Source organism: Streptomyces griseobrunneus (genome assembly GCF_046713465.1).
Classification (GTDB): Bacteria; Actinomycetota; Actinomycetes; order Streptomycetales; family Streptomycetaceae; genus Streptomyces; species Streptomyces microflavus.
On sequence record NZ_CP177081.1, the window covers coordinates 110289 to 135783 of the forward strand.

Annotated in this window: 22 protein-coding genes and 2 pseudogenes; 11 read left to right on the forward strand and 13 right to left on the reverse strand. The window is 67.5% G+C overall.

All coding sequences use genetic code 11. From position 1 onward, the window contains the following. Positions 1-5: 5 nt before the first annotated feature. Together ACK8N7_RS37880 and pcaDC are read right to left on the reverse strand one after the other, a co-directional pair. Positions 6-659, reverse strand: coding sequence for an MBL fold metallo-hydrolase (locus ACK8N7_RS37880; protein ID WP_403217739.1), 654 nt, complete (start codon positions 657-659; stop codon positions 6-8). A 12-nt stretch (positions 660-671) separates the two neighbouring features. Then, complete coding sequence (gene pcaDC / locus ACK8N7_RS37885) at positions 672-1934, reverse strand: bifunctional 3-oxoadipate enol-lactonase/4-carboxymuconolactone decarboxylase PcaDC (RefSeq protein ID WP_500446219.1); 1263 nt, start codon at positions 1932-1934, stop codon at positions 672-674. A gap of 281 nt (positions 1935-2215) precedes the next feature. On the opposite strand from pcaDC, the pseudogene ACK8N7_RS37890 reads away from it, so the two are divergent. The 5 genes and pseudogenes from ACK8N7_RS37890 to ACK8N7_RS37910 form a co-directional block, all read left to right on the forward strand. Next, positions 2216-2751, forward strand: a pseudogene (locus tag ACK8N7_RS37890) (transposase); the annotation flags it as partial. Positions 2752-2948: 197 nt separating this feature from the next. Further along, a complete protein-coding gene (locus ACK8N7_RS37895; RefSeq protein ID WP_500446121.1) occupies positions 2949-3425 on the forward strand; it encodes a transposase in 477 nt (158 codons plus the stop codon). A gap of 162 nt (positions 3426-3587) precedes the next feature. Continuing rightward, positions 3588-4562 (forward strand): transposase, encoded by a 975-nt coding sequence (locus ACK8N7_RS37900; protein WP_500446123.1) that lies wholly within the window; start codon positions 3588-3590, stop codon positions 4560-4562. 133 nt (positions 4563-4695) lie between these two features. Then, complete coding sequence (locus ACK8N7_RS37905; protein ID WP_403217742.1) at positions 4696-6381, forward strand: ribonuclease J; 1686 nt, start codon at positions 4696-4698, stop codon at positions 6379-6381. 32 nt (positions 6382-6413) lie between these two features. Then, complete coding sequence (locus tag ACK8N7_RS37910) at positions 6414-7163, forward strand: polyamine aminopropyltransferase (protein WP_500446125.1); 750 nt, start codon at positions 6414-6416, stop codon at positions 7161-7163. A gap of 288 nt (positions 7164-7451) precedes the next feature. On the opposite strand, the gene ACK8N7_RS37915 is transcribed toward ACK8N7_RS37910, so the two are convergent. Continuing rightward, the gene (locus ACK8N7_RS37915) at positions 7452-8216 is read right to left on the reverse strand and encodes an IS5 family transposase (protein WP_500446127.1); all 765 of its coding nucleotides are present in this window, start codon (positions 8214-8216) and stop codon (positions 7452-7454) included. 106 nt (positions 8217-8322) lie between these two features. Beyond that, positions 8323-8499 carry a hypothetical protein gene (locus ACK8N7_RS37920; protein ID WP_500446128.1) on the reverse strand — a complete coding sequence of 59 codons (177 nt, stop codon included), beginning with the start codon at positions 8497-8499 and terminating at the stop codon, positions 8323-8325. 130 nt (positions 8500-8629) lie between these two features. Between ACK8N7_RS37920 and ACK8N7_RS37925 the strand changes: the two genes are divergently transcribed. Further along, on the forward strand, positions 8630-9022 hold the full coding sequence (locus ACK8N7_RS37925) for a hypothetical protein (RefSeq protein WP_403217745.1): 393 nt from the start codon (positions 8630-8632) through the stop codon (positions 9020-9022). A gap of 178 nt (positions 9023-9200) precedes the next feature. Here ACK8N7_RS37925 and ACK8N7_RS37930 read toward each other — a convergent pair whose 3' ends face one another. The 3 genes from ACK8N7_RS37930 to ACK8N7_RS37940 form a co-directional block, all read right to left on the reverse strand. Further along, positions 9201-10391 carry a cytochrome P450 gene (locus ACK8N7_RS37930; protein WP_500441233.1) on the reverse strand — a complete coding sequence of 397 codons (1191 nt, stop codon included), beginning with the start codon at positions 10389-10391 and terminating at the stop codon, positions 9201-9203. Between the two features lie 131 nt (positions 10392-10522). Next, a complete protein-coding gene (locus ACK8N7_RS37935) occupies positions 10523-11293 on the reverse strand; it encodes an efflux permease Rv1217c-related protein (RefSeq protein WP_500441235.1) in 771 nt (256 codons plus the stop codon). A gap of 47 nt (positions 11294-11340) precedes the next feature. Continuing rightward, on the reverse strand, positions 11341-12270 hold the full coding sequence (locus tag ACK8N7_RS37940; RefSeq protein WP_500441237.1) for an ABC transporter ATP-binding protein: 930 nt from the start codon (positions 12268-12270) through the stop codon (positions 11341-11343). A gap of 173 nt (positions 12271-12443) precedes the next feature. Here ACK8N7_RS37940 and ACK8N7_RS37945 point away from each other — a divergent pair, with 173 nt between their 5' ends. Next, positions 12444-12848, forward strand: coding sequence for a GbsR/MarR family transcriptional regulator (locus ACK8N7_RS37945; protein ID WP_500446221.1), 405 nt, complete (start codon positions 12444-12446; stop codon positions 12846-12848). A 189-nt stretch (positions 12849-13037) separates the two neighbouring features. On the opposite strand, the gene ACK8N7_RS37950 is transcribed toward ACK8N7_RS37945, so the two are convergent. Then, on the reverse strand, positions 13038-13208 hold the full coding sequence (locus tag ACK8N7_RS37950; protein WP_500446130.1) for a hypothetical protein: 171 nt from the start codon (positions 13206-13208) through the stop codon (positions 13038-13040). A gap of 324 nt (positions 13209-13532) precedes the next feature. Between ACK8N7_RS37950 and ACK8N7_RS37955 the strand changes: the two genes are divergently transcribed. The 3 genes from ACK8N7_RS37955 to ACK8N7_RS37965 all read left to right on the forward strand — a co-directional run bounded on the left by ACK8N7_RS37955 (position 13533) and on the right by ACK8N7_RS37965 (position 18260). Beyond that, complete coding sequence (locus ACK8N7_RS37955; protein WP_500446132.1) at positions 13533-14744, forward strand: TrkH family potassium uptake protein; 1212 nt, start codon at positions 13533-13535, stop codon at positions 14742-14744. Further along, on the forward strand, positions 14737-15426 hold the full coding sequence (locus ACK8N7_RS37960) for a potassium channel family protein (protein WP_358376541.1): 690 nt from the start codon (positions 14737-14739) through the stop codon (positions 15424-15426). Before ACK8N7_RS37955 ends, ACK8N7_RS37960 begins: the two co-directional genes overlap by 8 nt. Before the next feature lie 287 nt (positions 15427-15713). Continuing rightward, a complete protein-coding gene (locus ACK8N7_RS37965) occupies positions 15714-18260 on the forward strand; it encodes an ATP-binding protein (protein ID WP_500446135.1) in 2547 nt (848 codons plus the stop codon). Positions 18261-18399: 139 nt separating this feature from the next. Here the strand turns inward: ACK8N7_RS37965 and ACK8N7_RS37970 are convergent, their stop codons facing one another. Further along, positions 18400-18957, reverse strand: coding sequence for a DM13 domain-containing protein (locus ACK8N7_RS37970; RefSeq protein WP_500446137.1), 558 nt, complete (start codon positions 18955-18957; stop codon positions 18400-18402). A 265-nt stretch (positions 18958-19222) separates the two neighbouring features. On the opposite strand from ACK8N7_RS37970, the pseudogene ACK8N7_RS37975 reads away from it, so the two are divergent. Next, a pseudogene (locus ACK8N7_RS37975) lies at positions 19223-20474 on the forward strand (APC family permease). Positions 20475-20574: 100 nt separating this feature from the next. On the opposite strand, the gene ACK8N7_RS37980 reads toward ACK8N7_RS37975, so the two are convergent. From ACK8N7_RS37980 to ACK8N7_RS37995, 4 genes are all read right to left on the reverse strand, one after another. Continuing rightward, complete coding sequence (locus tag ACK8N7_RS37980; RefSeq protein ID WP_500446139.1) at positions 20575-22107, reverse strand: alanine/glycine:cation symporter family protein; 1533 nt, start codon at positions 22105-22107, stop codon at positions 20575-20577. 400 nt (positions 22108-22507) lie between these two features. Next, the gene (locus ACK8N7_RS37985; protein WP_500446141.1) at positions 22508-23383 is read right to left on the reverse strand and encodes an alpha/beta fold hydrolase; all 876 of its coding nucleotides are present in this window, start codon (positions 23381-23383) and stop codon (positions 22508-22510) included. Positions 23384-23424: 41 nt separating this feature from the next. Next, positions 23425-24483, reverse strand: a complete 1059-nt coding sequence (locus ACK8N7_RS37990; RefSeq protein ID WP_500446143.1) for a PucR family transcriptional regulator — start codon at positions 24481-24483, stop codon at positions 23425-23427. A gap of 55 nt (positions 24484-24538) precedes the next feature. Beyond that, positions 24539-25468, reverse strand: coding sequence for an STAS domain-containing protein (locus ACK8N7_RS37995; protein ID WP_500446145.1), 930 nt, complete (start codon positions 25466-25468; stop codon positions 24539-24541). Positions 25469-25495 lie beyond the last annotated feature (27 nt).

The window sequence follows — 25495 nt, forward strand, 5'->3', positions numbered from 1 at the left end:
CGGGCTCACAGCTCGGTGACGCCTCCCGGGGCCAGCCGGTCGTGGTCCGCGCCGCCCAGGGCGCCGATCTGGTTGTCGTAGATCGGCCGCGCCAGGTCGGTCAGCAGGGCGTCGTGGACGTCGATGGCACGGCGCGGCTTGACCTCCCGTACGTAGTCGATGACCTCGGAGATCTTGTTCCACGGGGCCATCACCGGCAGCAGCAGCGTGTCCACGGAACGCCCGGGGACCGTGAGCGCGTCGCCGGGGTGGAAGACCGAACCGTCCACCAGGAAGCCGACGTTGGTGATCCTCGGGATGTCCGGGTGGATCACCGCGTGCAGCTCGCCGTGCACGGTGACATCGAACCCGGCCGCCGAGAACGCGTCACCGTCGCCCACGGTGTGCACCCGCCCCGGGAACGCGGCCGACAGCTGCTCGGCCACGCTGCGCAGCGTCCAGATCTCCGCCGCCGGGTTGGCCTCCAGGCCCGCCCGCAGCCGCGCCTCGTTGAAGTGGTCCGGGTGCTCGTGCGTGACCAGGAGTACGTCGGCGCCGATGGCCGCGTCGTCCTCGGAGAAGCCGCCCGGGTCGATGACCAGGACACGCCCCTCCTTCTCGATCCGCACGCAGGAGTGGGTCTTCTTGGTGAGCGTGAGTGCCAGAGGCGATGCGTTCATGGGTCCATCCTGCTACGCGGGCGGGGTCGTTTCCTCCTGGATCACGGACTGCGCGACGGAGAAGGCGGCGCCTGCTGCCGGGATGCCGCAGTAGACGGCGGTCTGGAGCAGGACCTCCTTGATCTCGGCGGGCGTCAGGCCGTTGCGCAGGGCCGCGCGGGTGTGCGCGGCCAGGCCCTCCAGGTGGCCGGAGGCGACGAGCGCGGTGAGGGTGATGCAGCTGCGGGTACGGCGGTCGAGCCCGTCCCGGCTCCAGACCTCGCCCCAGGCGTACCGGGTGACCAGCTCCTGGAAGTCCTCGGTGAACGCGTCGGCCGAGCCGTTCACCGCGTCGACATGGGCGTCCCCCAGCACCTCCCGGCGTACCTTCGTCCCGCGCTCGTACCGGTCGTCCGGCTGACGCCCGGCGACCTCGGGCGCGAGGGGCGCCGCCGCGATCTCGGCGACGGGGGCGAACGGGGTGGCGGGGGTGGTCGGCCCGGGGACGAGCGGCGGCGCCGGGAGGGCTGCGGGCGCGTCCTGCCAGGCGGAGGAGAAGTGCGTCAGCAGCAGGTCGCAGACGGCTGCGGGCTGCTCGACCGGGGCCAGGTGGGAGGCGCCGGGGACGAGCGCGAGGCGCGCGTCCGGTATCCCGGCGACCAGGGTGCGCGCCTCGGCGGGGCCGGTGACCTTGTCCTCGGCGCCGACCAGGACCAGGGTCGGGACGCCGATCCGGCCCAGGTGGTCGCGGATGTCGAACGCCGCCAGCGCCTCGCAGGCGGCGATGTAGCAGCCGGGGTCGGTGGTGCGGACCATCTGCACGGCCCACTCCACGATGGCGGGCTGCGCGGCGGCGAAGCCGGGGGTGAACCAGCGTTCCGGCGCGGTGCGGGCCATCGGCTCCAGGCCGTTGGTGCGGACGATCACCCCGCGCTGCCGGAACTCGTCGGCCGTCCCGAACCGGGGCGAGGAGGCGACCAGCGCCAGCGAGGCCACCCGGTGCGGGTGGCGCAGGGCCAGGTCGGCCCCGACCGCCCCGCCGATCGAGCAGCCCGCGTAGCCGAACCGCTGGACGCCGAGCCCGTCCAGGGTCGCGAGCAGCCGGTCCCCCAGTTCGGCGACGGAAGGCGCCGCGTGCGCGGGGGCGCCGCCGTGGCCCGGCAGGTCGTAGCGGAAGACCCGCCAGTGCTGGGCCAGCTCCGGAATCTGGCGGTCCCACATGAAACTGGTAGTACCGAGACTAGGGCCGAGTACCAGCCATGGGGCGCCTTCAGGGCCATCTACCTGGTACTTCATCGTCTGCGTCGTTGTCTCACTCACGCGTCTCACGCTCCCACATCTCACGATTTCTCACGCACCCCACCCTCCGCCACGACCAGGCCACTCCAAGTCTGAGCGGCCCCCGCAGGCCTTCGACCTCCAGGTTGAAGTACCACTTCTTGTGCGCGGACTCGGCACATCCTGACCGTCACCGGGGCAGCTTGGCTGTTCCTCAGGGGGCAACGATCACGTGAGGCTGATCCTTTGGAGTGGACACCCTGACAATGGATCTTGACGGTCCAGGGAGGGATGTCCAGGTGGGACGCAAGTCTCCGTATCCGGAGGAGTTCAGGAACGACGCGGTCGCGCTATACCCGCGCCACGGGTGGGAAGCGGACGTACGCGACGGTGGCAGCGGATCTCGGCATTACAGCGGAGTCGCTCCGGACGTGGGTGCGCAAGGCCGAAGCCCGGGCCTTGCCCGAGGGCCACGACGGCGGCGTGAGCGCGGCCGAGGAACTGGCCCGACTGCGGGAGGAGAACGCGCCCGGCTGCTCAAGGCTGAACAGGAGTGGCGGCTGGAGCGCGAGATCCTGCGCCGGGCAGCCGCCTATTTCGCCCGGGAGGTGAAGTGAGATCCCGCCGCTGGGCCTTCATCTCCGACAACCGCGCCGACTTCGGCGTCAAGCTGATCTGCCGGGTGCTCGGGGTATCCCGCGCCGGCTACTACCGGCACCTTGCCACCGAGGAAGCCCGTGCCACGCGCCGGGCCGAGGAGAAACGGACCGTTGCCGAGATCTGGGGGATCCACGCCGAACACGGCGGTGCCTATGGAGCTCCGCGCATTCACGCCTAACTTGACTCTGTCGGGGATCTTGGAGTTCCTCAGTGCGGCAGCATGATCAACGGGCGTGCTCGGGCTGTTCCAGTAACCGATGGAATCGTCGAGGTGCCCCGTTGTCGCTCCGCCCCCGTTCCGGTGAGCAAGTCCCCTCTCTGACCACACAGATCGCGCGGGCGAGCAACCCGGGTGGCACTACGACGATGTGGGTGAGAGACCGGCTGGACGGGCTGTGGCACGACGATGACTTCGCCGACTGGTACCCGCGTGAGGGGCGCCCGGGCCTGTCGCCCGCCCAGTTGGCCACCGTCTGCGCGCTGCAGTTCCTGCTCGGACTGTCGGACCGGCAGGCCGCCGAGGCGGTCCGCTGCCGCATCGACTTCAAGTACGCCATGGCCATGGAGCTGGACGACCCCGGGTTCCACAACAGCGTGCTGGCCGACTTCCGCGACCGTCTTGCCGAAGCAGACCGTGCTGACCGCCTCCTCGACCTCGCGCTGGCCCGCCTCAAGGAAGCCGGCCTGGTGCACGAGCGCACTACCCAGCGCACCGATTCCACCCATGTCCTGGCCGCGGTGCGCGACCTGACCCGCCTGGAGCTGATCACCGAAGCGGTCCGCGCCGCCCTGGAAGAAGCCGCCGGCACCTCCCCTCACCTGCTCGACGAGCTGGTCGATGAGGGCTGAGGGCTCCGCTACGGCCGGCCGGTCCGCCTGGGCAAGAACCCCGCCAAACCCAAGACCCGGATCCTCGCCACCGGAAACGACGCCCTACGGCTCCTGGAACATCTCTACCGGCACGGAGCAGACCGCACGTCCGGTCCCCGCATCCAGGCCCTGCGCCAGATCATGGTGCAGAACTACGACCGTGACACCGCGGGACGCCTGCGCCGGCGCACCGCCGAGAAGGAAGCCGGGCCCGGGCTGCCGCCCTCGTCCCGGGTTGTCGTCTCTCCCTACGACACCCCGGCCCGCTACGCACGACACGGACACATCATCAGCTGGAAAGAGTTCGCCGCGCACCTGACCGAGACCTGCGCTCCCGACGGCCCCGACGTGATCACGGACGTGGCCACCACTGCGGCCACCACCCACGACAGCCAGGTCCTGCCCGGCATCCACACCCGTCTGGGCCGCCGCGGTCTGCTGCCCGCCGAGCACCTGGTCGACGCCGGCTACACCTCCCTGCCCCACCTGGAACAAGCCGCCCGTGAACACCAGGTCACCGTCACCGGACCGCTGCCGGCCAACCCCACCCGGCAGCATCGCCAGGCCAAGGGTTTCGCCCGGGACGACTTCCACATCGACTACGACCTCCAGCAGGTCACCTGCCCCCAGGGCCAGGTCAGCGCGGGCTGGCATGGCCCCTACCCGACCTCCTCGCCCACCGCGGCCCCGCTGATCGTGGCCAGGTTCACCAAGAGCCAGTGCCGCCCCTGCCCGGCCCGCACCCAGTGCACCACCACCGGCGACAACGCCCGCACCGTGGGCTTCCCTCCTCGAGAGCTCCGCGACCTGCAACTCCGCGTCCGCACCCAACAACAGACCCTCGAATGGAAAACCCGTTACGCGCTCCGCTCCGGAGTGGAGGGCACGGTCAACGAGTTCGCCCACGGCCACAGCATGCGGCGCTGCCGCTACCGAGGACAGCGAAAGGCCCACATCCAGCACGTCCTGACGGCCATCGCCGTCAACATCGAGCGCCTCAGCCAACTGCCACCAACCGAGGAATCACCCACACCTCGCCGACCGACTGCCTTCCAGAACTACCTCGACCAGCGCGAAATGCCCCGGCCGAAGTCCTGGCGAACCCTGGGCACCTGACCTCGACGGCTCCAAGATCCCCGACAGAGTCAAGTTAGTCCCGAGCGCTCTCCCCCTTGCGTGGGTCGTGAGGCAGTCTGAGTCACGCCCCATAATGGATCATCGCCGTAACTCTCTCCGGTAGCGTCAGCGTATGAGCCATCCACATCCTGATCTGAAGCCCGCTCCTGCCCTGGTCGCAGGAGGGCTGAGGGTCGTCGCCCTGGGCGGTCTCGGTGAGATCGGTCGCAACATGACCGTCTTCGAGTACGCCGGCAAACTGCTGATCGTCGACTGCGGCGTGCTGTTCCCCGAGGAGACCCAGCCCGGCGTCGACGTGATCCTGCCCGACTTCACCTCGATCCGCGACCGTCTGCACGATGTCGTCGGTCTGGTCCTCACGCACGGACACGAGGACCACATTGGGGGCGTGCCCTACCTCCTGCGAGAGCGCCGGGACATCCCGGTCATCGGCTCGAAGCTGACGCTCGCCTTCCTTGAGGCCAAGCTCAAGGAGCACCACATCAAGCCCGTCACCGTGCGGGTGAAGGAAGGGGAACGGCGCGACTTCGGGCCCTTCGGCTGCGAGTTCGTGGCGGTCAATCACTCCATCCCCGACGGCCTCGCGGTCGCCATCCGCACCGGTGCCGGGATGGTCCTGCACACCGGTGACTTCAAGATGGACCAGTTCCCTCTGGACGACCGCATCACCGACCTGCGCGCCTTCGCCCGGCTCGGCGAGGAGGGCGTCGACCTGTTCCTCACCGACTCCACCAACGCCGAGGTGCCCGGTTTCACCACGTCCGAGCGCGAGCTGAACCCCGCCATCGAGCACGTCATGCGGACCGCCCCGCGCCGGGTCATCGTCTCCAGCTTCGCCAGCCACGTCCACCGCATCCAGCAGGTCCTCGACGCCGCCCACCAGCACGGTCGGAAGGTCGCATTTGTGGGCCGGTCCATGGTCCGCAACATGGGCATCGCCCGCGAACTGGGCTATCTGCGGACGCCGCCGGGCCTCGTGGTCGAGGCAAGGGAGCTGGAGAAGCTGCCCGACCACAAGATCACCCTGGTCTGCACGGGCTCACAGGGCGAACCGATGGCCGCCCTCTCCCGCATGGCCAACCGCGATCACTCGATCCGCATCGGTCAGGGCGACACCGTCCTGCTCGCCAGCTCCCTCATCCCGGGCAACGAGAACGCCATCTACCGGGTGATCAACGGGCTGACCCGCTGGGGTGCCAACGTCGTCCACAAGGGCAATGCCAAGGTGCACGTCTCCGGTCACGCCAGCGCGGGTGAACTCGTGTACTGCTACAACATCGTCAAGCCCCGCCATGTCATGCCCGTCCACGGCGAGTGGAAGCACATGCGGGCCAACGCCGACCTCGCCGTCCGCACCGGCGTCGCACCGGACCGCGTGATCATCGCCGAGGACGGTGTCGTCGTCGACCTCGTCGACGGGCGCGCCTCGATCACCGGAAAGGTCCCGGCCGGCTACGTGTACGTCGACGGCATGACGGTCGGAGGCGCGACCGAGACGTCCCTGAAGGACCGCCGCGTCCTGGCGGAGGAGGGCGTGGTCACCATCGTGGCGATCGTCGACGCCGACACCGGAGCACTTGCGGAGGCGCCCGACTTCCTCGCCCGCGGATTCGAGCACGACGACACCACCTTCGAGCCCGTGATCCCGCTCATCGAGAAGACCCTGGCCGCGGCGGCGCAAGAGGGCATCGGCGACCACCATCAGCTCGAACAGCGCATCGCTCGCGCCGTCGCCTCCTGGGCCTTCCGCAGCCACCGCCGCAAGCCCCTGATCATCCCCGTCGTCATTGACGCCTGACACAGCGTCGCCGACCGGAGGAGACCCCCACCATGACCACCCGCTTCGAGGAACTCGACTGGAAGCCGACACCGATCGGCGACATCAGCCTGCGGCGCCGGCGCGACCCGTTGTCGGGAGACGACGTGTACGAGGTGAAGCTCGGGGACGAGTTTCTGATGTCCAGCCTCTTCACCGAGGGCGAGATCGCCCTCGCCAGACTGGGCCTCGCCCCCCTCGCGCGCCACCCCGGCCTCGATGTCGCCGTCGGCGGCCTCGGCCTCGGGTACACGGCACACGCCGCCCTTCGGGAGCCGGCCGTCCGCTCCCTGATCGTCGTCGACACCCTCGGCGAGGTCATCGACTGGCACCGACGCGGCCTGGTACCGCTCGGCACCGCGCTCGGCTCGGACGACCGCTGCCGACTGGTGCACGGCGACTTCTTCGCCATGGTGCGGGAGGGCCACGGACTGGACCCACGGACCGAGGGCCGCCTCTTCCACGCCATCCTGCTGGACGTCGACCACTCCCCCCGTCACGTGCTGCACCCGAGCCATGCCGCTCTCTACCAGCCGGAGGGCCTGAGCGCCCTTTCCCGCCACCTGCACCCCGGAGGCGTCTTCGCCCTGTGGTCCAACGACCCGCCGGACGACGACTTCGTCTCCCTCCTCACCAACGGCTTCCAGAACGTCGCTGCCCACGTGGTGGAGTTCCCCAACCCGCTGCGCGGCGGCACCTCGACCAACACCATCTACGTGGCCATGGCGGGTAGCGCAGGCAGCGCACCGGAACTGAAAGTCTGACCACCCTGCCTGGATTCGCCGGTCGACGCACACCGCAACGCTCCAGACTGCACTCTCCCGCCCCCTGCCCCGGTGTGCGCCTCTCCGACGGAAGCCCCACGGGATCTACGGCATCCGGGCCGCGATTCGGTTTACGGCCGACACGGGACCTGGCTCCCTGTGCCGGTCACGTCTGGCGCCGCGCGCTGTCGTCCCGGCCGGTCTCCGGTGGAACCGACCGTCAGTCGCGATGACGGTGCACGGCGTCGGCAGTGACCCGCACACGCAGATAGTGAGCCTTTTCCATCCTCAGCCTGAGCTGGCCAGATGGAGGGTGAGGACGGCTTGGACGAGGCTGGTGATTCGGGTCGTCGAGCACCGGAGTTTACGGAGGAGCCGCCAGGACTTGAGGGTGGCGATGGCCTGTTCGACCAGTGCCCGGACCCTTGCGTGGGACCGGTTGACGGCCTGCTGCCCGGCCCAAAGGCTGTCCCATCGGCCGCGGTAAGGGAGACGGACCGTGCCGCCCGCACCCTGGTAGCCCTTGTCCGCCCAGCAGTTGATGCCGGCCTCAGCGAGAGCGTCGATGATGCCGTGCTCGCGTGCGGCGCGGACGTCATGGACGGCACCGGCCAGGGCCGGTGCCGTCCACAGGACACGGCCCTTCGGGTCGGCTATGACCTGCACGTTCATGCCGTGCTTCTTGTGTTTGCCCGAGTAGAAGGGCCGGTCGGCGGCGATCCTGTCGATCGGCAGAAGCGTCCCGTCCAGGATCAGGTACGCCGTCATCGACGCGGCCCGCATGGCTTCGGCGAGCGTGGGGGCAAGGGCGGCCAGGAGCTCGACGGCCTCGGTGACGTACCGGTAGACGGTGGTGGTGCCGATCCCGAAACCGGCCGCGAGCTGGGCATAGGGCTGTCCGTTGCGGAGGTGGACGAGGGCGAGCAGTGCCTGTCGGCCCGCGCTCAGGCGCCGCCATCGGGTGCCGAGAGCGCGACGGCGTTCCCTCAGGCGGGCGGCGAGGAAACGAAGGGCAGAGCTGGACACGTCGACGCCGTACAGGTAGACAAGCATGCGAAGCCCCTGGTGGAGACGGTTCTCTTGGTCGAAAACCCATCTACCAGGGGCTTCATCCGTCTGTCAGGCCAACTGCCCAACTGACGCGGGAGGTTGGAAAAGCTCAATGGGGACTGCCCGTCGACGAGTTGTCGTAGGTGCCGTTGGGCCTGGCACGGTATGGGTAGCGGCCGACTTTCCGGCCGCGCCGCACTCGGCGGCCACCAAGCAGCAGCACGGTGACGATGATCAAGATGAGCAGCGCGCCCCCGCTGCCGCTGAGGATCAGTGCTGTCTCCATCGGCTGTGTGTATGAGACAAGGGACAGAGGGGCAGCCGAGATACAGCCCGAAGGGGCAGCCAGCCCCCACCGCGCGCGATGTCCAGGGTGAAACCGCTCAGTGGCGTCAGCGAACTCGTATGATCTCGCGGTGAAGATCTGGACGGAGCGCCCTGCCAGGACCGACGCCGAAGCGGTCGTTCGCCGCTACTTCAGCCTGCTCCGAGCCGGGAGGATCCCTGAGGCCGAACAACTCATCGATCACTACCCCGTCCGGCATGTGCTCAAGGCGCTGTGGACCGGTTCCGTCGAAGCGAGCGCCGATGAGGACGAGGCGAGCGGCAGCCCTGCTGCCGACGAGTGGGAGCAGGACCTGTCCTGGCTCGGCGAACTCGATCTCGCGGACTTCCGCTGGGGCCATACCGGCAGTCATGTCAACGTTGAGATCACCTACCGCGCGCAGATGATCGAGGTGGCATTGGGCTTCTGGGTCAGGCCCACCGACGCCGGCTGGGTCGTCACGGGACCGGCCACATACTGGTAGGGCACACGAAAGAGCAGCACGATCCAGGTGTCAGCGCAATTCTCCCGCTGGCGAACCGTCACCTGCTGTCGATCAAGGACCCGCCCGGCCCGAGCGCCCCGCCCCGTCCCACGCCCCCGTGACCTGCGGCTTCAGGTTGGAAAAGGCTCAGTCACGGGGGGCATTTCTTGAGTGGGTGTCAGACACGACTCAGGGCAACCGGAAGCTTGTCGAAGCCGACCATCTGGGGAGGGATGGCCCAAGCGAGATCACCGTCGCGATCCACGCCGATGTCCTTGAAGCGGTCGAAAAGCACTCCTAGGACGAGACGTGTCTCCAGGCGCCCCAAGGCGTTTCCGATGCAGTGGTGGGTGCCGAATCCGAAGCCGAAGTGGCGCCCTTCGCTGTTGCGGTGGATGTCGAACGCCTCCGGGTCGGGGAACTGCCGCTCGTCCCGGTTGGCCGAACAGAAGCTGGCGGCGACGTGCTGGTTGGCGGGAATGGTCACTCCTGCCACCTCCACCTCGCGGGTCGACGCCCTGAGCCCGGTCGTGATCGGTGGCCGGTGGCGAAGCACCTCTTCGACGGCCGGTCCGATCAGGCTGCGGTCGGCCCGTACCTCGGCCTGTGCCTTCGGGTTCAGGTCCAGCAGGTCCACTGCATTGGCGACGGTCATCGTCGTGCTGATATGCCCGCCGGCAAACATCACGTTGGCGAAGTTCACCGTCTCGTCCTCGGTGAGCCGATCGCCGTCGAGCTCTGCGTTGGCGAGCCGCGTCAGCATGTCGTCGCCTGGCTTGTTCTTGCGCTCGCGCACCTTCTCACGGAGGTAACCGATGGCTTCCTGCTGGAGTTCACCCAGAGCTTCCAGATACCCCTCCTGCGCCATCTCCTCCGGCGTGACGCTCATGACCTTCCGGGCCCAGTCGTAGAACCGGTGGCGGTCCTCGGCAGGCAGCCCGAGGATCTCCAGGATGACGGCGATAGGGACCGTGTACGCGAGGTCCGCCACGAGGTCGATCCGGTCCCGGTCGCCGAAGCCGTCCAGGATCTCGTTGGTGATCCGTACGATCTGCGGCTCATAGGCAGCGATGGAACCCGGCGTGAAGGTGGTGCCCAGGATCCTCCGGACTCGGGTGTGACGGGGCGGGTCCATCTGCGGAAGGCTCTCCAGGCCCGATTCGGGGAACCCCATCCGGTGCATTTCCGAGGAGAAGGTTCCCGGATTCGTCAGGACATTTCGCGCGTCCGAGTAGCGGTACACCACCCACCAGCCCGTGGCCGGGTCCTGATGTACCGGGTGGTCGTCCCGCATGGTGCGGTACCAGTCGTAGATCGCCGGGTCGTTCACGTTGGGCTGCGGAGCTATCTCGCTGTCGATGGCCGACACACCATCACCTTTCTCGCCTGAGGAGTCGGGCACGTCATGGGCAGCTTGACTGCTGCCTGTCCGGAGACACACCCGGGTCCGCCCCAGACTCGACCCCAGCAACATGTCCGGACGGCCTGTGTCTCGATGGGTCAGCTGTTCACGTCGCGGTTGTTGAAGCGGAGGAGTCCGGCTCCGACGAAGACGAGCGAGGCAACGGCCATAACTGCCGCGTCGCCCCACTGGAAGCCGTTCCTCAGCGGTTCGCCGCCGATGTAGTAGTGGAACGGGGAGAGGTGGACGAGCCAGTCGGCACCGAGCTGGACGGCGAAGGTGTTGGCCGTGTAGGCAAGGACCCCCACGACAGCGGCGACCACGAGAACGACTGCGCGCCGGCCCACAGCCGCGCCGATACCGAGGGCCAACGCCCCGAAGGTGATCGCGAGGAGTGCCAGGTTCAGACACTGGGCCAGGAAGTCGACCGGTGTGACACTGGTCAGTTCGGCACTGTCGCGGACAGCGAGGACAGCGAGCCAGACCAGGGCCGAAATGCCGAAGGCGCCTGCCACGAGTGCACCGAAGCGCTGGAGGGCGAGCTGGGTCCGGGTGATCGGATGGGCGAGCAGCAGGTCGAGCTGTCCGGACTCCTCATCGCCGGCCACGGCTCGGGCTCCCATCGTGATGCCGTAGATCATCGCAAGCAGGGGGACGATGATCCCGAACACCGTCGCCTGCAGATAGCCGGCCGCAGTCCCGTCGACGTTGAGGCTCTGGCGGAGAGCCTCGGGAATGGTCTCGGTGTTCTCGCGCTGAGTCGGGTAGGTGCTGGCGTACACCATGCCGACCAGGGCCGTGCCGACAGCCCAGCCGATCAGCGCCCGGCGGCTGTCCGACAGTGTTTTGGTGAGGATCGCGGTGCTCATGGGGTGGTTCCTTCCATACCGAAGTGCAACGTCGTTCTGGTGCCTGGTCAGGCGATGGGCGCAGACTCGGTACGCGGTGCCGCTTCGGCACCCTCGTAGTACGAGTGGAAGAGCTCGTCGAGAGCGGGCTCCGACGCGCGCAGACTGGTGACCGTGTAGCGGGCGAGGGCCTTGACGAGGGCATCGGGGCTGCCCGAAACCTGGCCCGTGACCTTCGTGCCCGACTCGTCCAGCCGCAGGCGTTCGCCGCCCGGCAGGCCGTCGAACGCGTTCGCCGGCACGCTCGCCCCGAAGGTCACCTGAATGTCACAGACGACGCCGGTACGGAGGTTCGCCACGGCGTCGAGGGCCACGAGGTGCCCGTCACGAATGATGCCGACCCGGTCCGCGACGGCCTCCACTTCGCTCATGATGTGGCTCGACATGAAAACCGTCTGGCCACCCGCGGCCGCCTCCCCGACCATGTCGAGGAAGGTCTGCTGAACCAGGGGGTCGAGACCGGAACTGGGCTCGTCGAGGACGAGGAGTTCCGGCGTGTGCATGAACGCCTGCACGAGGCCGACCTTCTGCCTGTTCCCCTTCGAAAGCTTCTTGATCTTCGCGCTCTGATCCAGACCGAGCCGGTCGGCCAGGTCATCGATCCGCGCCTGGGGAACTCCGCCGCGCAGCTGCGCCAGGAAGCGGAGGTAACTACGAACGTTCTGGCGACCGTCGCAGACGAAGTCGCCCGCCAGGTATCCGACGCGCCGCCTCAGCTCGACCCCCTCGCTCCTCGGGTCAAGCCCCAGAACGGAGGCGCTGCCCCCGGTAGGGCGGATGAGATCGAGGAGCAAGCGGATCGTGGTGGACTTGCCCGCCCCGTTGGGACCGAGGAAGCCGAACACCTCACCCTGAACCACATCGAGGCTGAGGCCCGTCAGGCCGCGGCGGCTGCCGTACGTCTTGGTGAGCTCCCGGAGCTCGATCACATTCTCCATGCTCAGAACATAGCCTAGTTTCAGAGATCTATAAACACTCTGAGTGTTAAGGTTTATATGTATGATGGAGATCTGCCGCATCGAGGAGGCCGGACGTGGGCGACACGGGGGACACTGACGCACAGCTGCGCGAGCAAGCGGAGAGACTGGCCCTGACCCTGTCCCAGGCCGGCATGCAGAAGACCACGGCCCGGGTGATGACGGCCCTGCTCTTCAGCCGGCTGGAAACCATGACCGCGGGCGATCTGTGCGACGCCCTGCAGATCAGCTCCGGTGCAGTGTCGGGCGCCGTCAACCAGCTCATCCCTACCGGCATGATCGAACGTGCACCGGCTCCCGGCAGCCGCCGTGACCACTACCGCTTTCGCGAACACGCCTGGGCCACCCTTATGGGAAACCAGAACACGCTTCTCGCCAGCATGTGGGACGCCGCCGCCGGGGGCATCAAGATCGCGGGCAAGGAGACGGTTGTCGGCCGCCGCCTCGACGAGATGCAGGACTTCTACGGCTTCATGCAGCGCGAGATGGCCGCGCTGATCGACAGATGGCGGGACCAGTACGACTCACAGCAGGAGTGACGGTCCGACGCTTGCCTCGAGGCTCTGGCGCAGTGTTCCCTGACAGGAGAAGGCGGAGCAACCCCCTGATCTCGTCTAACGCGGCGCAAGGGCTGCGGACCAGAATCATCAAGCCCTGTTCAAGCGAGGAAGGGCGGCGGGCTCGTCGCCGCTACGAGCAGTGCCGCGCGCACCGCCCGGCGGAGTCTGTCACGGCCGATAGATCACTTCGATCAGGCCCCCGGCGATCAGGGCCCACACGCCCGCGCCCAGCAGCCACCATGACTCACCGGCAGCCCCGGCCGCGATGAGAACCACAGCGGCCAAGACCAGGATGTACTCCGTGCGCCGCAGGTCCCGGGCGAAGTTCGGGCGCCTCACCCGGTCGCCCCGGTAGCCCTCACGGGGCTGGGATGGTCGCGGAGGTGGGGGTTGATTCGGATGAGCACGACGCAAGCCTAGATCCCGCAGAGGACGAAAGGCGGGGGCTGCCGTCGCTAAGGACGTCAAGATTATCTATCGTCCTCCAGTGACAACAATCAGCTTTCCTGATCGTGCGGCTGGGAGTGTGCGGTGGTGAGGCCTTGGTGGCCGCGATTTCGGCACCCGGCCCAAGTCGTCGTGGCCGGCTTCGCCGCGGCCGTGATCGCCGGTGCCGGGCTACTGATGCTGCCGGTTGCCAAGGCGGGGCCAGGTGGTGCTGGTTTGGTGGAGGCGTTGTTCACCTCCACGTCCGCCGTGTGCGTGACCGGTCTGATCGTGGTCGACACACCCGAGTACTGGAGCGGTTTCGGACAGGCCGTGATTCTGGGGCTCATCCAAGTGGGCGGCTTCGGCATCATGACTTTCGCATCCCTCCTGGTGCTGCTGATCTCCCATCGCATCGGCCTCAAAGCGCGCATGACAGCCGCCGCGGAAACCAAAACCCTGGGCCTGGGCGACGTCCGCTCGGTGGTGACCGGTGTGGTCAAGGTCAGCCTCCTGCTGGAGGCCATCACCGCACTGGTGCTGGCCCTGCGGTTCGCCACCACCTACGAGGAGCCCTGGCCCCGTGCGGCGTGGCTGGGGGTCTTCCACGCCGTCTCAGCGTTCAACAACGCCGGTTTCGCCCTGTACTCCGACAACCTCATGAGCTTCGTCACCGACCCCTGGATCTGCCTGCCCATCGCGATGGCGGTCATCGCCGGAGGACTGGGTTTCCCTGTCCTGTTCGAGCTGCGCCGCCGTTTCCGCAAGCCGCGGGCCTGGTCCCTGCACACCAAGATCGTGCTGTGGGCCACCGGTGTCTTCCTGATCGGCGGCAGTGCCTTCATCACCGCGATCGAGTGGTCCAACCCCGCCACACTGGGCCCCCTGAACGTACCCGGGAAACTGCTGGCCGGATTCTTCCAGGGCGTCATGCCCCGTACCGCCGGGTTCAACAGCCTCGACACCTCTCAGATGTTCCCAGCGAGCTGGCTGGGCACGGACGTGCTGATGTTCATCGGCGGAGCGAGCGCCGGCACCGCCGGCGGCATCAAGGTCACCACCTTCGCCGTGCTCTTCTTCGTCATATACGCCGAGATCCGAGGCGAGGGCGCGGTCAACATCTTCAACCGCCGCCTGCACGGTGACCTCCAGCGTCAGGCACTGACCGTGGTACTGCTGTCCGTCGCCGCCGTCGCCGGCACCACTGTGGCCTTCATGGTGTTCTCCGACCACAACCTGGACCAGTCGCTGTTCGAAGTCACCTCGGCGTTCGCCACGGTCGGCCTGTCCACCGGCATCACCGCCGACCTACCCCTCGGCCTGCAGCTCTTGCTGATCGCGCTGATGTTCATCGGCCGGCTCGGCCCCATCACCGTCGCCTCCGCCCTCGCCCTGCGCAGCCGTGTACGCCTGTACGACCTCCCCGAGGAGAGACCCATCATTGGCTAGGAAGACCGCCCCCAAGAAACGCCGTACAGGCACCCAGGGCTCCGTCGTCGTCATCGGCCTCGGCCGCTTCGGCCGCGCCCTGGCCCTGGAGCTGGTCGACGAGGACACCGAGGTCCTCGGCATCGACGAGGACGCCGAAGTGGTCCAGGCGCTCTCCGGCTCTCTCACCCACGCTGTACGGGCCGACTCCACCAAGGAGGACGCCCTGCGCCAGCTGGGAGTGCACGAGTTCGACCGTGCCGTCGTCGCCATCGGCACCGACCTCGAAGCCAGTATCCTCACCGCCTCGCTGCTGATCTCCTTCGGCATCGAGAACGTCTGGGCCAAGGCCACCAGCGAGGCTCACGGCCGCATTCTCACCCAGCTCGGTGTCCACCACGTCGTCCACCCCGAGCACGACATGGGCCAGCGCGTCGCCCACCTCGTGCGGGGCCGCATGCTCGACTACATCGAGTTCGAGGACGACTTCGCCATGGTCAAGACCAACCCCCCCGCCGATATCATCGGGCTGCCCCTGGCCAACAGCGCAGTCCGCTCGCGTTACGGCATCACCGTCGTCGCCATCAAGCGTCCTGGTGAGGGTTTCACCTACGCGACCCCTGAGACCGTCGTGGAAGCGGACGACACCATCATCGTCGCCGGACGCACCCGGGCTACCGAACGCTTCAGCGAACTCCAGTAGAGGCGGTCCGGGTCGGCCTCTCGAAGCGCTGTGACACGAGGCAGGCCACACCGTTCCAAACTCTTCCTCGTATGGAAAGCGTCAAGAGTGCCGCGATTCCCGTATGGGCTCCGTCAACAGGCGTAGGAGTTGTGCCGAACATGATGTTCGATAGGGACCCCGGTTCGCCTGTACGCCTCGATGTTTCCCGTGTCTCGGCCTTGCGCTGAAAAACCAGGTCGGCAACGGAGTGATCGGGAACCTCGGTAGGCAAAGGGCTTCACCGGCTTCCGCACGAGAGATCACGCATGGGACGCGGCAGGCTTCGTATCTACCTCGGCGCCGCACCAGGAGTCGGCAAGACCTACGCCATGCTCGCCGAGGCGCACCGCCGAGTCGAGCGGGGCACGGACTGCGTGGTTGCCTTGGTCGAGGACCACGGCCGCTCCCTTACACAAGCCATGCTGCTCGGCCTGGAGCAGATCCCACGACGCGAGATCGACTACCGCGGCAGGACGTTCCCCGAGATGGACGTAGACGCGGTCCTGGCCCGCATGCCTGCAGTGGCCTTGGTGGACGAGCTGCCCCACACCAACATTCCCGGCTCGCGCAACACAAAGCGCTGGCAGGACGTGGAGGAGCTGCTGGCCGCGGGTATCGATGTCATATCGACGGCGAACATCCAGCATCTGGAGTCTCTGGGGGATGTCGTCGCATCGATCATCGGTGTCCGGCAACGCGAGACGGTTCCCGACGAGGTCGTTCGGCGCGCCGCACAGATCGAGTTGGTCGACATGGCCCCGGAGGCTCTGCGCCGCCGTATGGCCCACGGGAACATCTACGAACCGGACAAGATCGAAGCTGCACTGGCGAACTACTTCCGGCCCGGCAATCTCACGGCTCTGCGTGAACTTGCTCTGCTGTGGGTGGCCGACCGTGTCGACGAGCACCTGAATCAGTACCGTACGGACCACCAGCTCTCGGCGATGTGGCGGTCTCGCGAGCGCATCGTCGTGGGACTGACCGGCGGACGCGAGGGCCGGACGCTGATCCGGAGGGCTTCCCGGCTCGCGGAGAAGGGGGCCGGTGGCAAGGTACTGGCCGTCTACGTCGCCCGCAGCGACGGCCTCGCATCAGCCTCCCCTGAGGAGCTGGCGATCCAGCGGAGCCTCGTCGAAGACCTGGGGGGCACCTTCCACCACGTCATCGGCGACGACGTTCCTTCCGCGCTGCTCGCGTTCTCGCGAGGTGTCAACGCCACCCAGATCGTCCTTGGTGCCAGCCGCCGTCGTTCCTGGCAGAACCTCTCCGGCCCCGGAACCAGTGCCACGGTCGCCAGGGAGTCAGGTCCCGATCTGGACGTCCACATAGTCACCCATGATGCGATCGGCCGGGGCAGGCGTCCTCCCTCGCCCCAGCGACGCGGCCTGACCGGCCGACGCGTCCTCGCGGGCTGGCTGGTCGGAGTGCTCGGCCCTCTCCTGCTCACTGGTGTTCTGACTGCGTTCGGCAGCGGCCCGGGGCTGGCCAACGACCTGCTTCTCTTCCTGACCCTGACCATCGGGGCGGCACTCCTGGGCGGGCTGCCACCTGCTCTCGCCTCGGTCGCCGTCGGCTTCCTGCTCCTGAGCTGGTACTTCACGCCGCCGCTGAACACGTGGACCATCGCGGATCCCGAGAATACCGTCGCCTTGGCGGTCTTCCTGGTTGTGGCCGTTTCGGTGGCGTCGATCGTGGGCTCAGCCGCACGCAGGGCCCGGGAAGCCGCCCAGCTGCGTAACGAGTCCGAAACTCTGTCGCACTTGGCCGGCAGCGTGCTGCGGGGTGGCAACAGCCTGGAGGCTCTGCTCGACAGGGTGCGGGAGACCTTCGCCGTGGAGTCCGTGGCTCTCCTCGAACGGCAGAGCGCCGTAGGCCCCTGGGTCTGTGTGAGCAGCGTCGGTCCCGGCCTGGCCGTCTCCCGCCCTGAGGACGCGGACGTCGACATACACGTCAACGACCACCTGGCCATGGCACTGACCGGACGCGTCCTCCCTGCCGAGGACCGACGCGTTCTCGGAGCCTTCGCCTCACAGGCCGCAGTCGTACTCCACCGCGGACGGCTGGTCGGCGAGGCCGCGGAGTCACGAAGGATCGCCGAGGGCAACAAGATCCGCACTGCCCTTCTCGCTGCGGTCAGTCACGACCTGCGCACCCCTCTCGCCTCGGTGAAGGCCGCGGTGACCTCGCTGCGGGCAGATGACGTCGCATGGTCGTGCGAAGACCGGGCCGAGCTCCTCGCCGGCATCGAAGAAGGCGCCGACCGCCTCGACCTGTTGGTCGGCAACCTCCTCGACATGTCACGCCTGCAGACGGAAACCGTCATTCCACTGATGCGGGAGACCGACCTGGATGAGGTGTTGCCCATGGTGCTGGGCGGTGTGCCCGGGGGCAGCGTCGTCCTGAGCATCCCCGAGTCCCTACCGATGATCGAGGTCGACCGAGGACTGTTGGAGCGGGCTGTGGCCAACATCGTCGAGAACGCCGTGAAGTTCAGCCCGGACGGGGCCCCTGTCGTGGTGTCGGCCTGCATGGTCGGCGATCGGGTAGAGGTGCGCGTCGCGGACCACGGACCCGGTATACCCGCCGAGGCCAGGGAGTCGGCGTTTGCACCCTTCCAGAGGCACGGTGACGCACCACGCGGTGCCGGAGTAGGCCTGGGCCTCGCCGTCGCCCGCGGTTTCATCGAGGCCATGGGCGGCACAGTCACTGCTGAGGACACCCCTGGAGGAGGCCTGACGATGGTCATGACACTGGCCGGGCCCCGGGCCCGCCTGTCACCTCTCCCCGAAGTCCCGGCGAGGAGAACTCCGTGATGAGGAAGGCGCAACTCCAGCCCTCTCGGAGAGGGCTGGAGTTGCCTCGTCCTTCTGTGAGAAGAACAGCGGCCTTCTCCTCGCAGCCTGGCCGCGACCGCCGCGCTTCCCTTCCGACCGGACCACTCTCGTCTGCCGATCAGACCTTGGTGAATTCCGCGGCGCCGAAGGAGACGCTGAAGCGGGCGCACCACACACTCACGCTGGTGTAATCGGAGAGCTCTGCATCGGCGGGGAGGGTGTAGTTCTGGTTTCCCTTGTTGCCTTTGAGTTTGCCGAGACTGATGTACTCGCCGTCATCGAAGACTTCCCAGCCGTCCCTGCCCTCTTTCACTGGCGCATCGGTCAGCCACACGTGAAGGTCGGGTCCGTTACTGGTATCAAGGTTCTCCAGCCGCAGCGTATACGTGCCATCCACCAGCCGGACGATCTTCACGGTCCCGGTCGTGGTGTGCTCATGACTGATGAACTTTCCCGCAGCAACGGTCAGCGGTCCCGCAGGTACCGCCGGGCTCTCACCGGGCGAGGCCGGCTCTGCGGGCATTGTGGCTGCTGGCGAGGGCAAGGACTCCAGCACTGTCTCGTCCTGCCACAGTTTCCACGGCTGAAACAGATACAAACCCGCTGCCACTGCGGTGACAGCGACTACCGCAATGCCTGTCACTATCAGTCTGCTCGCTCGCCGTATGCGTGCCATGAGACCGCCCCCTCTTGTTTCGGTGTGCGCCCGAGAGTAATCGCGAGTGCTGCGTTCACGTCACCGGGTGTCAGCGACCACATGCATGGTGCGGCCACAGCCGCTGGACCAAAATCAGCGGGTGCCCCGGTCGTGAGGCGTGCACCTGTGACGGAACCGGATCCCGATCCTCATATATCGTCTACCGATATCGCTACCCGTTGCCTGCATACGACTGTGTCACCTGAGGAGTTGGGCAGTGGGCAAGCAGCCGTCAGCCGTGGCGATGCCGCAGCAGCTGCGGCGCCAGCTCGGCGTGCTCGACGCGGTGGTCGTCGGTCTGGGCGCGATGATCGGCGCAGGCATCTTCGGCCGCGCTGGCTCCGGCGGCGGAGGCGGCCGGAGCCGGGCTACTGCTCGGTCTGGGCCTGGCCGCGGTGGTCGCCTACTGCAATGCGACATCCTCAGCACGGCTCGCCGCGCGCTATCCGGCCTCCGGAGGCACCTACGTCTACGGTCGCGAACGTCTTGGCAACTTCTGGGGCTACCTGGCCGGCTGGGGCTTCGTCATCGGGAAGACCGCTTCCTGCGCGGCCATGGCCCTCACGGTCGGCACATACCTGTGGCCCGGTCAGGCGCACGCGGTCGCGGTAGCGGCTGTGGTGGCGCTGACGGCGGTGAACTGTGCGGGGATGCAGAAGTCGGCCTGGCTGACCCGGGCCATCGTCGCGGTCGTCCTCGCGGTCCTGGCAGCACTGGTCGTCGCCACGCTTGCTTCCGGCGAGGCTGACGCCGTTCGTCTGAACACCGGCTCGGATGCCGATTTCGCCGGCGTGCTCCAAGCAGCGGGGCTGCTGTTCTTCGCGTTCGCGGGGTACGCACGCATCGCCACTCTCGGTGAGGAGGTCCGCGATCCTGCCCGTACGATCCCCCGAGCCATCCCCGTCGCACTCGGTCTCACCCTGGTCGTCTACACCGCGGTGGCCGTTGCCGTCCTGATGGTGATGGGTCCCGAGAGGCTGGCGGGCGCGACCGCGCCGATGTCGGATGCCGCACGAGTCGCGGGCGCGGAGTGGCTGGTCCCGGTCGTGGGCGTCGGTGCCGCGGTGGCGGCGCTCGGCTCGCTGCTGGCGCTGATACTCGGTGTGTCCCGTACGACTCTCGCCATGGCCCGCGACCGGCACCTGCCACATGCCCTGGCAGCTGTTCATCCTCGGCACCAGGTGCTCCATCGGGCGGAACTCGCGGTCTGTGCCGTGGTGGCAGTCCTCGCCGCGACCGTGGACGTTCGCGAGGCGATCGGCTTCTCCTCCTTCGGAGTGCTGGCCTACTACGCCGTCGCGAACGCCTCAGCCTGGACACTCACCGCCGCCGAGGGCTGCCCCGCACGGATCATTCCCGTCATCGGCCTGGCAGGGTGTCTGGTCCTGGCCTGCGCCTTGCCTGCTTCCTCGGTGGTCTCCGGTGCCGCAGTCCTGGCCATCGGAGCAGCCGCCTACGGCATCCGCCGCACGCTCGGCGCCCGTCGCACGTCATAGGACCGGACGACGGGCGCTCAACGGACGGCGAAGGTGACTCCGGCGTACCTGTCATCGGATCTCCGGGGCATGCATGCCCCGGAGATCCGGGCAAACGGCCTCAGACGGTCGCCTTCGTAGGCTCGTCGTCCTTGTCCCCGTCCGTTCCACCGGCTTTCCTGGTGCGGACGTATTCGAGGAAGGTGTCGAGCTCGCGCTTAACCACGGGCGCCAGAAGGTAGAGGCCGATGATGTTGATGACGGCGAGGGTGAAGAGGACCGCGTCGGCCAGGTCGATGAGGGTCTGCAGGGTGAGCAGGGACCCGGCGACGGCGAAGAGCGTGTAGAGGCTCTTGTAGACGGTTTCGCTGGTGCGGCTGCGGCCGAAGAGGTACGTCCAGGACTTGAGGCCGTAGTAACCCCAGGTGAGCACGGTGGAGATCGCGAAGAGCAGCACCGCGACAGTGAGGACGTACGGGAACCAGGGCAGCACGGTCTCGAAGGCGTCCGAGGTGATCGTCACGCCGCCGATGGACCCTCCGTCCCGGGCCTCGCCCCAGCTGGCCGGGTTGGCGATGACGATGGTCAGCGCGGTCATGGTGCAGATGATGACGGTGTCGATGAACGGCTCCAGCAGCGCGACCAGACCCTCGCTGGCGGGGTGCTTGGTCCTGACCGCGGAGTGGGCGATCGGCGCGGAGCCGATCCCGGCCTCGTTGGAGAAAGCGGCACGCTGGAAGCCGATGATCAGTGCGCCGAGCACACCGCCCGCGACACCTTCGGGGTTGAACGCGCCCTCGATGATCGTGCCGATCGCGGCGGGCACGGCAGTGACGTTGACGAGGATGACGACGAGGCAGGCGGCGATGTAGATGCCGGCCATCGCGGGGATGAGCCGGCTGGTGACCGAGGCGATGGAGCGGATGCCGCCGAGCAGCACGATGCCGACGAGCGCGGCGACCAGGATGCCGAAGATGAGCGCCCCGCCGGAGGAGCCCATCGCGCCGTCCTTGCCACCGGTGACGGAGACAAGCTGGGCGTAGGACTGGTTGACCTGGAAGAGGTTGCCGCCGAAGAGCCCGAAGAACAGGATCATGATCGAGGCGAGGACGGCGAGCACCTTGCCGAAGATCTTGCCGTTCTTGCCGAAGCGTTCGGCCAGACCCTTGGGCAGGTAGTGCATCGGCCCACCGGAGACGGTTCCGTCGGCGTGGACCTCGCGGTACTTCACACCGAGGGTGACCTCGACGAACTTGGTGGCCATGCCAAGCAGACCGCACAGGATCATCCAGAACGTGGCCCCGGCCCCGCCGATCGAGACGGCGACGGCCACACCCGCGATGTTCCCGAGCCCGACCGTGCCGGAGACGGCGGCGGTCAGCGCCTGGAAGTGGTTGACCTCGCCCGCCGAGTCCTTGTCGTCATACTTGCCGCGCACCACGTCGAGGGCGAGCCGGAACTTGCGCACCTGGACGAAGCCGAACCAGCCGGTGAAGACGAGACCGGCCACTACCAGCCAGGTGACGATGAGCGGCACTTCCGCCCCGCCGATACTGACGGAGTAGAAGACGATCTCGCCCAGCCACTTGGCTATGGGCTCGAAGAACCCGCTGACAGAGTCATCGATGTTCTGGGTTATGGAGTCGAGTGACACGTTGGCTACCTCGAAGACGCGGGAGCGGCGGGTTGAGTGGGGGCTTCGCCGGTCGATGTGCGATGGGGGGATGAGCAGACGACGTTATCCGGTCGGACCCGGCATGTCCCATTCCACGGATGACGACGCTGATCGCTCTGACCTGCTGCCGGGCGGGGCCCGACACTCCGGTGGGACGGTGGACCCGCCTGCGAAGTTGGGCATTTGTACCACGCCCTTTACCAAAGATTTAGTGATGCGGGTCACAGTTGTGGTTATCGGGGGCATGCGTGCTGGGCGTGTGACGTGATCGTTATCCGGATAGTCCGTTACGTTTATCGGGCATCTTGTTGCCGGTTCATCGTGATCCCATGGGCAATGCGCTGGGCCCGACCTCTCGGGAAGCGCGGTCCCACACGCCTCAGTGCGGTCTCAGACCGGCGCAGAACTCCTCCACCAGGGCGCAGACCTCATTGGGTATCTCCTCCAGCAGGAGATGTCCCGCTCCGTCCATCACCCTGAGTTCCGTGCCCAGGCGACGCTTGATGGCGGGCGCGAGAGTCTTCGGGGGCAGGAAGGGGTCACCCCCTCCCGCGACAGCCAGGATCGGCTGGCGACGGCGTTGATCGAGCAGAGCCGAAGGCAGGGGGCTCGGGGCGAGGCTGGTGCGGCAGGAGCGTGCCACCAGGTCCATCCACGCGCACAGGTCGCTGGACGGCCAGTGCCCTGGGTCGGACATGTGACGCAGCAGTCTCGCCGCGCGAGGAACGGAAGGGCGCAGAAGCCACGGGAGAGTAGCGGCCATGATCGGGGTGGTGACCTTCAGGCGGGTGATGCCCGCGCTGGAAAGGATCACTCGGCCGATCACACGGGGGGAGTCACCGGTGAGGGCGACCGCGCCGCCCAGGGAATGTCCCGCCAGCACCACGGGGCCCTTCCCGATCTGGGCGAGCACCTCGCCCAGCCACCGTCCGTACCAGTCCATGCGCCGGCTGCGAGGGCGCTGTTGCGTGCTGAGTCCGGGTTGGCCCGGCAGATCGACGACCGTCACACGGCGCACGCGGGCCAGTACCTCTGCCGCGGCCAGGCATTGCGCGGCGCCCATGTTCGTTCCCGGCAGCAGGACGACGCACGGTGACCTGCTGTCAGTTTCCGGGCCGGCGGTGAGCGTGCTGGTGCGTCCCGCGGAGGTGGCTATCTCCCTGCGGGTGCAGGGAACATCCCAGCGAGCGATCCGCTCCAGGCACCAACGGCGAACGTCCTGCTGCGCCTGCGGACTCTTGTAGATCGACGTCACTTGTTTCGTCCTTCGGCCGGTCACTGAAGAAGAAGGCCCGTCTACCGACTCTGCGCAGGCCAGTCCAGGAGACGCGCTCCGATGACGGCGGTCTGCAGCGTGTAGCGGTGCTCAGGGTCGGTCGGGTCGGATCCGGTGAGCTGGTGAATGCATCTGGGCCGGTAGGTCAGCGCGCGGACGCTCAAAGCAAGGTGACGTGCAGCCTGCGCTGCGACACAGCCCGCGTCGAAATAGGCGGTGAGGGTGTCCAGATAGGGCTGCGGGCCGCCGCGCGCCTCTAGCAGCGCACCGAAGGTGATGCGCACGAGATCTGCCATGGCCTGGCGGTCCCGGGCGAGCACCGGGTAGACCAGCAGATCCGCCCCATGCAGGACCGGCTCCGCGAAGCCGAGACGATCGGCCAGGTCCAGAACCTGCAGGGCTTCCTGATAGGAGTGGACGATGCCGCCCGCCCCGGCGTGGGGGCGCCCGACCGCCGTTCGCCCGCCCTCGGCCGCGGCATGGGTCTGTTCGGCAAAAGACAGCAGAACCTCGTGCTGATCCCCTGGAGCGATGCAGACCATCCGTCCGTTCTTGGTGCGGAGGAGGACGCTGCGCTCACCGAAGCGCCCCGTCACCGCCCGCTCCACCCGGCGGGATACAGCATCACCCTCGACATACGCACCGGTGCCTTCAGCGACAGCGACCGCGTGGGCATAGGAGAGACGCAGCCCGAACCGCTCCGCCCGCTCCACCAGACGGCCCAGCTCACTACGGCCGTACAGAAGATCATCGATGAATTCCCGTCGCACTGCCTCCTGTTGCCGCACCGCGAACTGCTGCGCCCCCTCATGCCCCTCACACAGCGCCTCGACACCCTGTTGCATCGCCGCCAGCACCCGGTCTTCATCCACCGCGCCGTCCGGCCACGCGACACGCGCCACAGCGAGGTGGTCCACGACCAGACTCCGCAGGGTCCTCCCATCGGCAGCAGCCTGCTGTCCGAAGAACCGCAGCTCTTCCAACCGCCTCTCGTCCGGCTCCTCTCCCGACCGCGCGGCCGCCGTGATCAACGCCTCGCAACCGGCGAAGGTCTTCGACGGACGGCATCGTTCATTCATCGTTCTCCCCTTGGCTGAACCGCTCACCATGCTGCGCCTGCTCCGCGAGGCGATGTCAGGTACGCCTGCGCCCGCCGTAGGTCACAAGGTCATCGAGCTCGGCCCGTCGCAGAGAGCTGCGCACAGAAGGGGAGGCTCCATTGATGACCGTCAGGACGCCCTGGTGCCGCGCAGTGCGGATGACGCCGCCCAGTTCCCGGGCACCTTCCTCGCTCAGGCCGGTGACCGTATGGAAGTCCATACAGATCCGCTCAGTTCCAGGACCGAGCAGCTCGACCAGCCTGCGGGCAGTCCTCGCACCACTGGGCCCGGTGATCTCACCCCGTGCCAGGACTCTGAGAACAGACCGCCCGGCGACGATTCTCTGAGTCGGTCCGCCGTGCAACCGGCGGTGAATGCCCGGCCAGGTGTTGACCAGAGCCATCCGCAGCCCGACGGCAGCTCCGCACAGACACAGGATGCGCAGTACCTCTTCCCGCAGGAGCGTTCCGGCCCACAAAGCGGCAACCACCAAGGCGAGCCCCAGCGCGACGGCTGACCAACGAGCACGGAACGGCTTCACTCGCTCGCCTCTGCCCGCCACTGACACGAAGGCGATGCGGACTCGTGTACGGAAGGCCGATGCAGCGGATCGTCGTGCATGGAGGAACTCCCCGGGGTGCGCCCAGACGGAGAGACGGCTGTCCCCCGACGCCGACCAGGCTTCCCGGCACACCAGCGCCCACCGCAGCGCGTTTCCCCATCCTAGGGGCGGGACCGCTCGAAAGACTCTGCCGGATCCAACTCGCACATGGAGCGCGTCTGGCAGCCCCGCGAACAGCGCACAAGCAGCCTCCCCAACCGGTGACCGCATGTTGTTAGGCTTGCGTAAGGACACAGGACAGCGAGGGGTAGGGGACACGATGCGCGACCGTTCCGCCATAGAGCCTCTCTCACCGCTCGGTGCGCGCTTCTGTCGCGCCGAGTCGTTGGAGCGACGACCCATCGGTACGAACGGCTATGTCAGTACCTG